The sequence below is a fragment of the Peribacillus folii genome, from assembly GCF_030271255.1.
Taxonomy (GTDB): Bacteria; Bacillota; Bacilli; order Bacillales; family DSM-1321; genus Peribacillus.
In genome coordinates, this window is the sequence record NZ_JASJOM010000005.1 from 363,132 (window position 1) to 375,984 (window position 12,853).

General features: G+C 43.9%; 12 protein-coding genes and 1 riboswitch. Of the genes, 2 read left to right on the forward strand and 10 right to left on the reverse strand.

Annotated elements, in window-relative coordinates:
• Positions 1 to 155 precede the first annotated feature (155 nt).
• Positions 156 to 257: riboswitch (purine riboswitch) on the reverse strand.
• A gap of 357 nt (positions 258 to 614) precedes the next feature.
• A complete protein-coding gene (locus QNI08_RS10995; RefSeq protein WP_285767460.1) occupies positions 615 to 1,478 on the forward strand; it encodes a DMT family transporter in 864 nt (287 codons plus the stop codon).
• Between the two features lie 330 nt (positions 1,479 to 1,808).
• Here QNI08_RS10995 and QNI08_RS11000 read toward each other — a convergent pair whose 3' ends face one another.
• From QNI08_RS11000 to QNI08_RS11025, 6 genes are all read right to left on the reverse strand, one after another.
• The gene (locus QNI08_RS11000) at positions 1,809 to 3,266 is read right to left on the reverse strand and encodes an amino acid permease (RefSeq protein ID WP_285767461.1); all 1,458 of its coding nucleotides are present in this window, start codon (positions 3,264 to 3,266) and stop codon (positions 1,809 to 1,811) included.
• Between the two features lie 216 nt (positions 3,267 to 3,482).
• Positions 3,483 to 4,796, reverse strand: a complete 1,314-nt coding sequence (locus QNI08_RS11005) for a peptidase (protein ID WP_285767462.1) — start codon at positions 4,794 to 4,796, stop codon at positions 3,483 to 3,485.
• Positions 4,797 to 4,909: 113 nt separating this feature from the next.
• A complete protein-coding gene (locus QNI08_RS11010; RefSeq protein ID WP_285767463.1) occupies positions 4,910 to 5,572 on the reverse strand; it encodes a 3-oxoacid CoA-transferase subunit B in 663 nt (220 codons plus the stop codon).
• Positions 5,557 to 6,255 carry a CoA transferase subunit A gene (locus QNI08_RS11015; protein ID WP_285767464.1) on the reverse strand — a complete coding sequence of 233 codons (699 nt, stop codon included), beginning with the start codon at positions 6,253 to 6,255 and terminating at the stop codon, positions 5,557 to 5,559. Before QNI08_RS11015 ends, QNI08_RS11010 begins: the two co-directional genes overlap by 16 nt.
• Before the next feature lie 64 nt (positions 6,256 to 6,319).
• The gene (gene ablB / locus QNI08_RS11020) at positions 6,320 to 7,201 is read right to left on the reverse strand and encodes a putative beta-lysine N-acetyltransferase (RefSeq protein WP_285767465.1); all 882 of its coding nucleotides are present in this window, start codon (positions 7,199 to 7,201) and stop codon (positions 6,320 to 6,322) included.
• Between the two features lie 135 nt (positions 7,202 to 7,336).
• Positions 7,337 to 8,704: an aspartate aminotransferase family protein gene (locus QNI08_RS11025; protein ID WP_285767466.1), complete on the reverse strand. Its 1,368-nt coding sequence runs from the start codon at positions 8,702 to 8,704 to the stop codon at positions 7,337 to 7,339.
• Between the two features lie 157 nt (positions 8,705 to 8,861).
• On the opposite strand from QNI08_RS11025, the gene QNI08_RS11030 reads away from it, so the two are divergent.
• On the forward strand, positions 8,862 to 10,412 hold the full coding sequence (locus tag QNI08_RS11030) for a PucR family transcriptional regulator (RefSeq protein WP_285767467.1): 1,551 nt from the start codon (positions 8,862 to 8,864) through the stop codon (positions 10,410 to 10,412).
• A 90-nt stretch (positions 10,413 to 10,502) separates the two neighbouring features.
• Here the strand turns inward: QNI08_RS11030 and QNI08_RS11035 are convergent, their stop codons facing one another.
• The 4 genes from QNI08_RS11035 to QNI08_RS11050 all read right to left on the reverse strand — a co-directional run bounded on the left by QNI08_RS11035 (position 10,503) and on the right by QNI08_RS11050 (position 12,489).
• Positions 10,503 to 10,850 carry a VOC family protein gene (locus QNI08_RS11035; protein WP_285767468.1) on the reverse strand — a complete coding sequence of 116 codons (348 nt, stop codon included), beginning with the start codon at positions 10,848 to 10,850 and terminating at the stop codon, positions 10,503 to 10,505.
• 158 nt (positions 10,851 to 11,008) lie between these two features.
• Positions 11,009 to 11,182 (reverse strand): hypothetical protein, encoded by a 174-nt coding sequence (locus tag QNI08_RS11040; RefSeq protein ID WP_285767469.1) that lies wholly within the window; start codon positions 11,180 to 11,182, stop codon positions 11,009 to 11,011.
• Positions 11,183 to 11,311: 129 nt separating this feature from the next.
• Entirely contained in the window at positions 11,312 to 11,809 is a 498-nt protein-coding gene (locus tag QNI08_RS11045; protein ID WP_285767470.1) for an LURP-one-related/scramblase family protein, read from the reverse strand.
• Between the two features lie 122 nt (positions 11,810 to 11,931).
• A complete protein-coding gene (locus QNI08_RS11050; protein ID WP_285767471.1) occupies positions 11,932 to 12,489 on the reverse strand; it encodes an isochorismatase family protein in 558 nt (185 codons plus the stop codon).
• Between the last annotated feature and the right edge of the window lie 364 nt (positions 12,490 to 12,853).

A 12,853-nucleotide genomic window follows, 5' to 3' on the forward strand; every position in this document is an offset into this window, starting at 1 on the left:
TCCTCCATCTCTAATGTATTTATAAAGGCCCCGAGTCCAGAAACTTCCGCTTCCCTCATATGGTTCGGGTGAAATGCCAAAAAACCGGATAGGTACCTATCCAGGTTCGGATTTACATGTAGAAATAGTGGAGTAGAAATTAAAGAAATTTTAAGATTCCAGCCATTCTTTCATGTAGTCCGGTGATTTGCGGTTACCAGGTAGAAACGCTTAAGCCATATTCCTAAGCATATACATTCAATAAGCTTTTATTTGTATTTTTCATCCTCGTTATAGCATAAAAGTCTTGAACTGGTCAATGCAATCTATAATTATTTTATTATTATGAAAATGGAACCCTCGTATTTTCCGGCATGTAAACAGCTAAATAACGGCTCCATTGATCACGATTTGTATTGGACTCCACTATGTATGTATTCTTTATTGATGAGGTGTATCTCCCCAGAGGTTTGACACTCTGTTCATTCACTTTACAGCAATCCATTTTGATCTCTTATTGAAGACATTCAAAAACCAAAAACATTCCCCCATCATTTCAATGAAAATTGTATAAAAATAAACCGAGTAAGTATAGAATAGAACAGGTAGTATATTGAAATAGTAAGGTGGTATATATGTTAAAAGCTTATACTTGGCTAACCTTTTGTGTAGTGATATGGGGAAGTAATTTTGTAATCGGAAAGATTTTAGTTGAAGATTTCCCCCCTACTCTGTTAACCATGCTCAGACTTTTTTTTATTGTGCTTTTCTTAAGCGGAATAGCCCTATCCAAAAAGCGATTCCAACGTGTGCTTCATTCGGATTTATTAGCCATTATTTTTCTAGGGGTGACTGGTGTATTTTTAAACCAATGGTCTTTTTTTGTAGGATTACAAACAGCTGATCCAACAACCTCTGCTTTAATTTTAGCCACTACCCCCATTTTCACTAGCATATTAGCAGCTATTTTTTTAAAAGAAAAACTAACCATTCGCATGTTGGCAGGGTCATTTGTGGCAATCATAGGGATTTACTTTGTTGTAGTAAGCGGCCATTCATCTTCTTTGCATATGGAAAAAGGATTATTGTGGATCGTTGTCACGATGATCACCTTTGCCATTATGATTATCATGACAAGGAGTCTCTCCCAAAGAATTGATCCCATTACCATTACTTTGTATTCGAATATAGTAGGCTTTATTGTGTCCATCCCTTTTGTTTTTTTACTAAAAAGTCCATTACTAATAAGCACTAAGGTGTCTGATTGGACTTTACTGATCGGATCTGCCGTGGTTGTACACGGTATTGCTACCCTGATTTGGAATAACAATATCAGATATGTTGATGCTTCAAAAGCTTCCATCCTATCCAACTTAGAGCCTTTTGTGGCAATGATCATGGGGTTAATCTTGCTATATAAACCAATAACGAGTGCAGAAATTTTAGGATCGCTATTTATAGTGGGTGGAGTCATACTATCCACGTCGCAACGTGAATAGCTACGGAAAGATACATCCTGTGCATATACAATTAAATATCTCCATTAAACAAATCGCTTTTATTCGGCTCTCTCCAAAAACTCTTTTGATGCTGCCCTTCTATCAAGTTCAATGTTGCATATCTTTTTCGTTTTTTACATCCTTAGGTCTAATTTGTACTTGTTTACTATTTTTCATGAGCCTAGCAGGGTGCATAACGCACCCCTTCGTTCATAAAGAAATGAGCGTTGATGTATGTTTCTTAGATGGCTTGCCAAAACCTATCCGTGCATTTTTTTGTCTCTGCTTAAGGTACAGTTTAAAAGAGTCCTCACCTTTTTCATCCCATTCCTACAAAGATTTATCGAACGAACAATCCTTTAATGAGATTACTTTGGTTTTGTAATAAAGCTTGTATCCTGCCCATGTCGCTATAAATAGGGGGAGACCAATATAGGAGACGGCAATCCCGTACCAGTCAATACTGCCGCTAAGAAACGCTTCGTAATTCTGCCCTGCAATGACAATCAGGCAAAGGCTGAAGGAGAGAATCGGACCGACTGGAAACCATTTCGCTTTGTATGTCAGCTTGTTTACGTCCCCGCCCTGTGCTACATAGGCACGTCTAAACCGATAATGGCTGACAGCAATGCCGATCCAAGCGATGAAGCCCACTAGTCCTGAGGCATTTAATAGCCATGTAAATACGTGATCTCCAAAAATGGATGTCAAAAAAGCTAGTCCGCCGATTATCGTCGTGAGAACCAAGGCATTCATCGGGATTCCCCGGCGATTAATTCGGGCTAGGAACTTCGGAGCCTGTCCTTCCTTTGCCATCGACCATAACATTCGAGTAGATGCATAGAGCCCCGAGTTCCCTGCAGAAAGTAATGATGTCAACACAACCGCATTCATGACCGAGGCAGCGAACGCAAATCCTGCCCGTTCAAACACGAGCGTGAATGGGCTTACAGAAATATCTTCAACATCCCCGCCCAATAAACTTGGACTCGTATATGGAATTAACAGCCCGAGTATCAAAATCGCTCCGATGTAAAACAAGAGGATGCGCCAAAATACTTGCCGAATTGCATTCGGCAAGTTTTTATCGGGATTTTCACTTTCGCCAGCAGCAATGCCAACCAGTTCCGTCCCTTGAAAAGAAAAGCCGGCGATAAGAAAAATACTGATGATCGATAAAAACCCGCCCTTGAATGGGGCCTCACCCTGGGTGAAGTGTTCAAAGCCAATCAGCTTTCCTCCAAACACCCCTAAAATGGTCAAGATCCCAATCAAGATAAAGAAAATAATGGCGACGACTTTTATTAAGGCAAACCAATATTCCGATTCACCAAAGCTTTTAATCGATAAAGCGTTCAGCGTAAAAACGAGTCCAAGAAACAAGGCACTCCATAGTAAGCCTGGTACTTCAGGCAGCCAGAATTTCATGATGATGGATGACGCAGCTACTTCTACAGCAAGGGTGACCGCCCAATTGAACCAATAATTCCAGCCAAGCGCAAAACCGAACGCTGGATCTACAAAGCGTGTGGCATAAGAAGAAAATGATCCCGATACAGGCATGAATGTCGCCATTTCCCCCAAGCTTGTCATAAGGAAATACACCATGATTCCAATGCATGCATATGCAGCGAGAGCACCGCCAGGTCCTGCCATTTGGATTGTTGTACCACTTGCCAAAAATAAGCCAGTTCCGATGGAACCTCCAATTGCGATCATGGTCATATGCCTTGCTTTTAAGCTTCTTTTTACTGATGGTTCTTGATTTTCAATGAGCTTCATCTGCATTGGTTACTACCTCATTTTCTATTAAAGTCAACACTTCAATAAATATTGATGGAGATCAGTCTTAACAGCCTTCATGATCGGTATTGGCAGAGGGGGTTATCCCTTTTCAAACTGAAGGCAGGAATTAGCAAGGTTCCTGCCCCAAAGCAAACAAGCTTAGACATCGATTCATCGTGCCATCACACTTTCTCTTTATCCTTCAATAGTCGTTCGATTTCATTTGTCTTCATTACGTGCCAAGGCCGCATACGGCTCCTCCTGCAATGGCTCCATTCCACACCATTGAATTAAAGCGAGGGCAATGATTTCCGCTGTCGTAAACACATGGTCCAGTAAGATGTATTCATTTGGATAATGAGCAACCTCCGTTGCTCCTGGGCCAAAGACGATCGCAGGCGTTTCGCCGACATGTGTCAGCAATCCACCATCAGTCCCCCATGGAGAGGCTTCGATGACCGGGTCCTGTCCAGCAACCTCCCGAAATTGATGGACGAGCGTATTCATTAGCTCGTGCTCCACATCAATCGCCCCGGGGACCCAGCGCGCTCCGAACCACTCTAAAACGGGGGGATGATCCTTGAACCATTCATCTGCTTCTTTGATTTGCAATAGCCACTCGGCCATTTCGGTTTTGGCCTGCTCCATCGATTCCTCTGGCGCAACACCCATCCTCCCTTCCATTTTCACGAGATCGGGAACGGAGGATGGCCAATTACCGCCTTCAATGACGCCTAAATTGATGGGTATCGGAATGGGCGTGTTCCGATACAGCGGATCACGGATACGTGCATTTCGCTTTTCCTCCAGAGCACGAATATGTTTTATGACAGACATGCTCTTTTCAATGGCACTAACGCCTTCATACCTGGTTCCGCCGTGAGCTGACCGGCCTTTTACCAGAACTCGGAACCACATCGATCCTTGCTGCTTGGGGAAAATCCTCATATTCGTTGGTTCAGGGATAAGGGCAGCATCGGCTTTGTAGCCCCTCAGGACGGCTGCCAACGTTCCGGCACCGCCGCTTTCTTCTTCAATCACACTTTGAAAGATGACATCTCCTTTTAACTGGATGCCATTTTCCTTTATTGCCTGAATGGCAAGGATCAGGGATACATTGCCTCCCTTCATATCTGTTACCCCGCGTCCAAACATTTTCCCATCCTTAATGGCTCCACTATATGGATCGTCATCCCACTGATTTCGATCACCATCGGGTACCACATCGATGTGTCCATTCAGGATGATGGAACGGCCCCCTCCAGTCCCCTTCATGACCCCTACCACATTATGGCTATTGGAGAATTCGCTGCGAGGAGAATAGAAATAGGGATGCTTTTTCAGCTCCCCGCCATCAGGCTCCCAAATATCGACCTCCAGGCCCATTTCCCGTATTTTCCGGGCAACGATCGCCTGTGCCTCCGCTTCATTTCCTTGGGTACTCGGGGCTTGCACCAATCTTTGCAATAAGTCCGTTCCTTCTTCCCGATGATCCTTGATCCATTGGTTGATTCGTTCTTTTACATTCGCCACGTTTTTCCTCCTTATATGCACATATTCTCATCGATCACTGACCATTCCGGAGTGATTTTCAGAATGGATCCCGCTGCCGTTCGCGCCAGCAACGATATTCTTCATTCCCTTGCCTATTCAATGCTGTGGACTGTAGCCCCGATTTTCAACGTTGCCTCTGTATGCGCCATCACATCTTCCACTGTATAAGGTGCCATAACCTCCTTCAATATCAATCCCTCTTTTGTGACCTCCATGACAGCCATTTCCGTGATGATCATATCTACACTTTGCTTTGCCGTTAACGGCAAACTGCATGTCTTCACTATCTTCGATTCGCCCTTTTTGTTCACATGATTCATCAAGACAATCACCTTTTTCGCTTTTTGGGCAAGCTCCATTGCTCCGCCCATCCCCGGCACCCGTTTGCCCGGGACGATCCAGTTGGCCAAATCCCCTGTTTCACTCACTTCCAATGCCCCAAGGATGGTTATGTCGATGTATCCTCGACGAATCATGCCAAATGCCGCAGCACTGTCAAAGTAGGAAGCTCCCATTACAGTCGTGATCGGCAGTCCTCCTGCGTTACAGAGAGCAGGATCCTCTTCCCCCTGATTTGGACTGGGACCTGTTCCAAGAACACCATTTTCCGCATGAAACAGCACATGGATATCTGGAGGTACATGATCGGCGACCAAGGTAGGGATGCCAATACCTAAGTTAACGATCAATCCGTCATGGATTTCCTTGGCAGCGCGTTTGGCGATGCGATTCCGTACTGCTACTCCCATGCCCATTTCCAATTCACCCCTTTTGTTGGAATTACCATATCTACATAAATGCCTGGCGTGGCAATGCACTCCGGATCCAATGCGCCGACCGGAACAATCTCTTCTACTTCAGCTATCGTAATCGCTCCTGCCATCGCTACCAGCGGGTTGAAGTTACGGGCAGTCTTGTCATATACCAAATTCCCTAACGGATCAGCCTTTTTGGCATAGACGATGCTCACTTCCGCGGTCAAAGCGGTTTCGGCCAGATACGCCTTTCCATCGATGATAATGTTGTTTTTGCCTTCTTCAGCAATAGTCCCTATCCCGACATCAACAAAAATCCCGCCCAAGCCCACTCCTCCTGCACGTACCCTTTCAGCTAATGTCCCTTGCGGCGAAAATTCCACTTCCAGCCTTCCTTCCGTCATGAGCCGGCCGGCATTCGGATTAGATCCGATATGGGAGGCGATGACCTTTCTGGCCCTTTCGAGAGTCACCAGCCTGCCAATTCCAATATCGGGGAATCCTGTATCATTGCCAATCAAAGTTAAATCCTTAACGCCCTTGTCCAGGATGCCCTGTATGAGCGTTGGCGGCGTTCCCACTCCCCCAAACCCGCCATACATGAGCGTACATCCATCCGTTATATACTCGATTGCTTCCTCCAGAGTCACCACTTTGTTCTTTTTGGAAATGACCTGCCTCATATGTCGTTCCTCCTAAATGGCATGCTCGTTGTTCTCTATCAGACCTTCCGAGCCTCCAGTTTCTTCATTTGAAACACTCACTTGCGGAAGATAAGTCTTTCGCCCAAATATTCATGTCCTCATACTTGTCCCAAATATTGCAATTCTTCGTTAATCTTCCGCCATATTCATACCCGAGCTGGTGAAAGACGGCGTTCATGCCCATTGACAAAGATCGTGCTAAAGAGTAGGAACAATAAATATTTTTCCTGATAAGTTCACCCTCCAATGCGGAGATCAATACCTTCATAAAACCATGTTTTCGTTGCTGGGGGATCGTGGCACAGTCTGTCATTTCAGCATGATGATACCTTTCACATACTTCCGCGGAGGCAGCACTGACTATCGATCCTTCATATTGAATAACACTAAAGATCGTACCTTCCTCCATCACTTTTTTGATATACCCCTCATCATTCATCGGTGTGGGATAGGTTTCAAAAATGGCACCATACAAGCTGGCCAGCTCATGTGCATCGTCAACTCCAGCAAATCGAAGCGAATACCCTTCAGGCAATGGCTGCTTTTCCATCACTCTAGGAAGGTCCATAACAGCTTGGATCATTTGGTCTTCCTTCATCCAATCGTCACTTGTTCGCCTTTCATCGGTAAAATACAAGGCCAGGCAATAGGCATCATTTCCATTAAAATACTTGCTTAAAAGTCCTTCGAGCACAAACCCGCGAGCCAATATCGCAGGTAAATCCTCCTGTCTGGCTTTAAGGATCACTTTTGTAAAGCCGTGCTCCTGAGCGATGGCGAGGGACCGCGTTATCACTGTTTTGATATTTCCCCGATAATCATCAATGCGCAATCGTTGATTGGCATGATCGAGATAGAGCTCCATCGTATACCTTTCCCCCGTCTCGATTCGGGTGAAAAAAGGCAGATTTTGAATGGACATCATGTATCCTCCTTGACTAAAATGCTGGAGAAGTGCTGAACCGGCTGCTTCTCCAGGCGTATTTTATGTTTACAAACACCTCAGGATAGCCGCTCACGTCATATAACGATAAGGCTTTCCCTCCTCACTCATCCTTGTTTAAAGTGGGACAGCAGGATCTGCCTCCCCCTCCAGACGGAGTTCGCATTGCACCTCGGAAATGGCCGCTTCTAACTTATCCACTAAACGATCCAGTTCATCTTTCGTAATGACCAAGGGAGGAGAAATGATAATAGCATCGCCCAACCCATCATTGGCTCCGGAAGCTGGATAAACAAGTAACCCTTTTGCAAAAGCCTGCTCGATTACCCGGTTCGTTACATCTGATTCAGGCGGATAAGGATTTTTACTTTCCCGGTTTGCGACAAACTCCATTCCAATCAAAAGACCCTTTCCCCTTATGTCCCCGATCATTTCATACGACGATTGGAGCGCTTTCAGTTTATTCATCAGATAGGTACCTTGCTCTTCTGCTTTTTCTGCCAATTGATGTTTCTCCACGTATTCAATCACCTTTAGTGCAACTGCTGCAGATTGCGGATTGGCACTATAAGTATGGCCTCCCATAATGGACTTGGAACCAGTCAGTATAGGTTCCATGACTTTATCACTGACGAGTGTAGCTGCCATCGGGGTATATCCTGAACTCATTCCTTTTCCTAGGGTCATAAGGTCCGGCGTAACGTCCCAATGCTCGATGGCGAACATTTTCCCCGTACGGCCCATTCCGGTCATTACCTCATCGGCAATAAATAAGACGTTATGACGCTCGCAAATTTGTTTGATTTGTTGATAATAATTAGCAGGCGGCATGATGGCCCCCCCAGCGGCGCCTATAATGGGCTCTGCAATAAAAGCGGCAACTCGCTCTTCCCCGATGCGATTGATTTCCGCTTCCAGTTCTTGGGCACAAAGCAGCCCCCATTCCTCCTCCGTTACGTGTTCGGGCCGGCGATATGTGTATGGGGCAGACACTGAAGGATAATCCGCTAACATCGCGGAAAATCTCTGTCTTCTTTGTACATGCCCTGACATGGATAAGGCCCCCATGGTGATGCCATGATAACTCGACCACCTGGATATGATGCGTTCTTTTTGCGGTTGACCCTTCTCTTGCCAATATTGGATTGCAATCTTCATCGCTGTCTCGGTCGCTTCCGAGCCGCTATTGACAAAGAATGACCAATTAAGATCTCCAGGAGCCAATTGACTCAATTTTTCCGCTAGTTTTTCAGCCGGTTCATTGGTAAATTGCGATCGATAAGAAAATGAAATCTTTTCTGCCTGTGCAAGCGTTTCATCGATCACCTCCTGTACACCATGTCCAATGCTTACGGTGACGGCTCCTGACGACCCATCGATATATTTCCTGCCAGCCTGATCATAGATATATATGCCTTTGGCAGCTGCAGCCATTGGATATTTCTTACCTAATACCGGTTTAATTAAATAATCTCGTTCCTTCATCCGTTACAGCTCCCTTGAATTATAAGAGTACCTTAAACTTTATAGAAATTTCTGACAAATAACAATTTGACAAACGGATGAAAAAATGGAGGTTCCATTATACACCGTGTATAATCGAAGATAGAATAATTGATGATGACTAACTGGGGGGCTGTCAATGGCGATTCGGATGTATGAAGCGCTGCAACTACCGATCATGAAACAAACACAATTACTGGCTGGAAAAAAGGGCCTGCAAAATTGGATCAAATGGGTAACCATCGTGGAGGTAATCGAAGATATCCATCGTCTGCAAGATGGGGAGTTCTTGATTACAACAGGATTCGGACTAGGAGAAAATACGGAAAAACGCAAGGAATTCGAAAAGCTTTTATCCAGCAGGAAACTATCTGGTATAGCTATTTATACAGGTTTTTATCTGAAGGAAATCCCGGAATCATTCCTTGCCATCGCCGACGAATTTGCCCTGCCTTTCATTGAAATTCCTCAAGACATCAATTTTTCCATGATTACAAAAGAACTGCTCGTACAAGTTGTAAACAAGCAAAGCCAAACATTGGAGTATTCGCTGCGAATCCATCAGGATTTTACACGGCTGGTACTGGAACAACACGGATTCGATCCGATCACCAAAACCCTCCATGACATATTGGATGCAAGTATCATCCTGATGGCACAGGATGACATCATAAGTTCCTGCATAAAACATGACTTTATTGATATCAACGATGTAAAACATCTATATGAAAAACAACTGGATAACTTCGAGATGATCAGTCAGCCCATTATCGCTAATCAACATACCTACGGACATGTACTCATCATAAAGGAAAAACGGTTATCGGAAGAATTGGATTCAATCGCAATCGAGCATGCGACTACTGTATATGCGATTGAATTTTTGCGAAGAAGGGCAATAGAGGAGACTCATTTGCGGCTCACCAGTGACTTCCTGGATGAAGCGGTACATCCGATCATTCCCGATCATAAAGATTTGATCGAGAGGGGACGTAAACTAGGCGTGGACCTTTCAAACCCACAAAGCATCCTGTTCATTTATTTTCCATCCGTGAAAGAGGAAAACATGAAGGAAAACTACAGTCAGTTAACCGAAATGATCCAGTACACGATGGGCAAGTCGAAAATCCCCTACCTGATGAGGACAAAATCCGATAGTGTGATGGTTTTGGCGGAAGCACAGACTGGATTCAATAGCAGGGAGCTAGCGGAGAATCTCTTACATCAGTGGAATGCAGCCTTGTTACACGAACCGATCGCTATAGGCATCGGTAAAACGGCTGCAAGCATTCATGAATTACATAAACGTGCTGCTGAATCCGAGCAAGCAGCCCGCTTTTCCCAAGTTCTATTCAAACCAAAATCCATCGTCCGTTATGATGAGCTTGGCTTATATCCATTACTGATTGAAATGAAACAATCAGGGATGGATTTAGAGGCGTACTACCAAAAACACCTTGAAACTCTAATAGATTCAAAAGGTACAGACCTCATCACAACGCTTGAAGCCTATCTTTTTTTCAACCAAAGTATTAAAAAAACAGCAAGTGAGCTATATATTCATCGCCACACATTGAAGTATAGATTAGATCAAATCCAGAGAAAAACCGGACTGGACCTGGATGATTATGATAATGGCATCAAGCTATACTTAGCTATCCTGGCCTATAAACTAGTAAAACACATGTAATAATGATTAGTCCGGTTACCAAAGTGTATGTTGAAGCGATCCTGGCCCGTCAGTTCCAAAAAAATAAGCTGCCTTAAAGGCAGCTCCGATTCATTTCTCCCAAAGCTCGATCAAGCGGCCTTCAGGATCTTTAATCCAAACGAATTTCCCATACTCACTGACCTCTTCTTTCTTGGCGAGCGGGACACCAACCTGTTCAAGATGCTTCATGGTCTCGTCCAGATTATGTACTTGGAAATTCAGCATCACTTGTTGTTCCGCTGGAAAATAATTGTCCTCATCGCTAAAGAGAGAAAAGATGGTCTCATTTCCTGATTGGGGCTTGATCACTGTCCCGTTCCAATCATCGATATCAAGCTTCAACGCTTCGCTGTACCATCTTTTCACTTCGTCCAGATTTTTCGTTCTCCAGAATATTCCGCCAAACCCTTTTATCATTGTACCTAGCTCCTGTCTCATTTGAATTTTTCAACTAACTTAGATATTCGCGATTCACCCTATAGTTCCTTCTTCCACGATCGGCGCAAAGGAAGCTGTTTGGACCTTACGTATATAAAAGAACTGCTCCCAAAAAAGCAGGAGCAGAAAAGCAGATGTTACTTTACAACTTTAAGCGGAACAAGCACTTTATTAAAAAAAGTCCTTTCGAGCCGGGCTAACCAACCGTTCCCGTTTTCTCCATTAGCTATTTGACGAGCGTGTTTTTTATGGAATTCCGATACGCGTTGATTATGCTCTTTATGCCGTTGGTGCAAAGACCTATGTTTCATTCTCATTACCTCCTATCCCTTTCATTATATTTCTAGAAAATTTGTTTAGAAAGTACTTATTTACCTTATATAAGAGAGGAAATCTACAGATGCACAATCAGTTAAAGAAGAAACGTGCTGCACCCCCGCTTAAACCGACGCTGCTGAGGAGGCAGCTGCTTGATCGGCCTTCACACAATCTATGGCCACGACGAGTGCGATGATGATGGTTTCCATCGCTTCATCCATGATTTGCACCTTGTAGCTATCGCCCCAAGTGAACCACTCCTTGCCCACTTCGCCAACGATTTCACCATGCTGCAAAACTTGAAAATTCATATCCCACCAATTCCCATGTACTTCAATGCCAGCCGCATCCATTGTATACCGCGCTTTAAAGAGGGACCATTCCTTCTTTATTGTCAATACCTCTCGACCATTCACCTCGACAAAGAACTTTGGCAAGAAGCTGAACACCTTTTTCGTAATCAATGCGACTTCATCTCTTGCTGTATTCCTAATGGAGAAAGTCTTTGGGACTTGCATGAAACTTCCCTCCACGTAATAGACATCCTCCTCCTGCTGATCCTTCACTGTAAATTGCCCGCCAAGACTGAATACCTTCTGTTTTATATAAAGCTGCTTCATATTTATGCCTCCCACTCCTTAGGTCGTTTACATTACTTACGTTTGGAATGGAGATAAGTTCCAACCTCTTTTCGGCTCATCCCTTCTTACCCTGATGAACTCCGATCGTTTGGAGTTGAGGATTAACGGTAGTCATTATGAATAGGTGTAAATAATTCTTCATGAGCCTTTCTTACGATGGAAAAATGGTCGACGTTATAGTGACCGTGAAGGATTTCATTATGATGCAGGATGATTTGCTTGGCCGATAGGCTTTTGGAATCTGAAGTGGAATGTCCATCACCTACTAATGTTACGTCAAAAGAATGGATGGTTGCGGTTCTGACCGCTGAATCGATACAATGTTCCGTCTTACATCCCATCATGACGATATGCTCTATATTGCTTTCACTTAGATGTTCGAGTAAGGGCGTGCCATAAAAAGAATTCGTCGCCGCTTTATCGAATATGATCGCTGTTGATGGTACCTGAATATCCCTATGAATCTGAAATCCAGGTCCTTCTCCTTTGGAAACATCCAAATCTCTTATAAAAACAACGGAAATCCCCTCATTTATCGCCTTTTCAATTACGGCATTCATGTTGGTAACAAGCCTTTCTTTCTCATGGACACCTTGTTCTTCTCCATTGCCTTCTATCAATTCCTGTTGAGCATCAATGATCAATAATGCTTGTTTCAATACTATTCCCCCTAAAGTAAACAGTATTTGGTTTTTTCTATATTTTCGCCAAAACACTCACTGATACCTTCTTGAACGAATCTAAGCTTTCAGGCCGAGGTTTGGCAAAGAAAAAACACCCGCTAGCATGGGGTGTTTACGATGAATTTTTGAATGGTTTCGACCGCAACATCCATCTCATTGATCAGTTCAACTCTGCCGCTGCTTGAATAGGCCAATTCAAAAGTATGTTGTGTATTGGCGGTTAAGCATCTTACTTTTAGAAATTGTGTTTGATTAATGGAGAAAGTATGAGTAATTCTAACCTTATGGTAATAGCAGAGCTCGGAGAGTAATTTTTTTATATGTTCAATCGTCATGATCT

Bases quoted from the DNA above. Each gene is read 5' to 3' on its own strand.
- QNI08_RS10995 (WP_285767460.1), top strand. From the start codon at position 615: ATGTTAAAAGCTTATACTTGGCTAACCTTTTGTGTAGTGATATGGGGA.
- QNI08_RS11000 (WP_285767461.1), bottom strand. From the start codon at position 3,266: ATGCAGATGAAGCTCATTGAAAATCAAGAACCATCAGTAAAAAGAAGC.
- QNI08_RS11010 (WP_285767463.1), bottom strand. From the start codon at position 5,572: ATGGGCATGGGAGTAGCAGTACGGAATCGCATCGCCAAACGCGCTGCC.
- QNI08_RS11015 (WP_285767464.1), bottom strand. From the start codon at position 6,255: ATGAGGCAGGTCATTTCCAAAAAGAACAAAGTGGTGACTCTGGAGGAA.
- ablB (WP_285767465.1), bottom strand. From the start codon at position 7,201: ATGATGTCCATTCAAAATCTGCCTTTTTTCACCCGAATCGAGACGGGG.
- QNI08_RS11025 (WP_285767466.1), bottom strand. From the start codon at position 8,704: ATGAAGGAACGAGATTATTTAATTAAACCGGTATTAGGTAAGAAATAT.
- QNI08_RS11030 (WP_285767467.1), top strand. From the start codon at position 8,862: ATGGCGATTCGGATGTATGAAGCGCTGCAACTACCGATCATGAAACAA.
- QNI08_RS11035 (WP_285767468.1), bottom strand. From the start codon at position 10,850: ATGATAAAAGGGTTTGGCGGAATATTCTGGAGAACGAAAAATCTGGAC.
- QNI08_RS11040 (WP_285767469.1), bottom strand. From the start codon at position 11,182: ATGAAACATAGGTCTTTGCACCAACGGCATAAAGAGCATAATCAACGC.
- QNI08_RS11045 (WP_285767470.1), bottom strand. From the start codon at position 11,809: ATGAAGCAGCTTTATATAAAACAGAAGGTATTCAGTCTTGGCGGGCAA.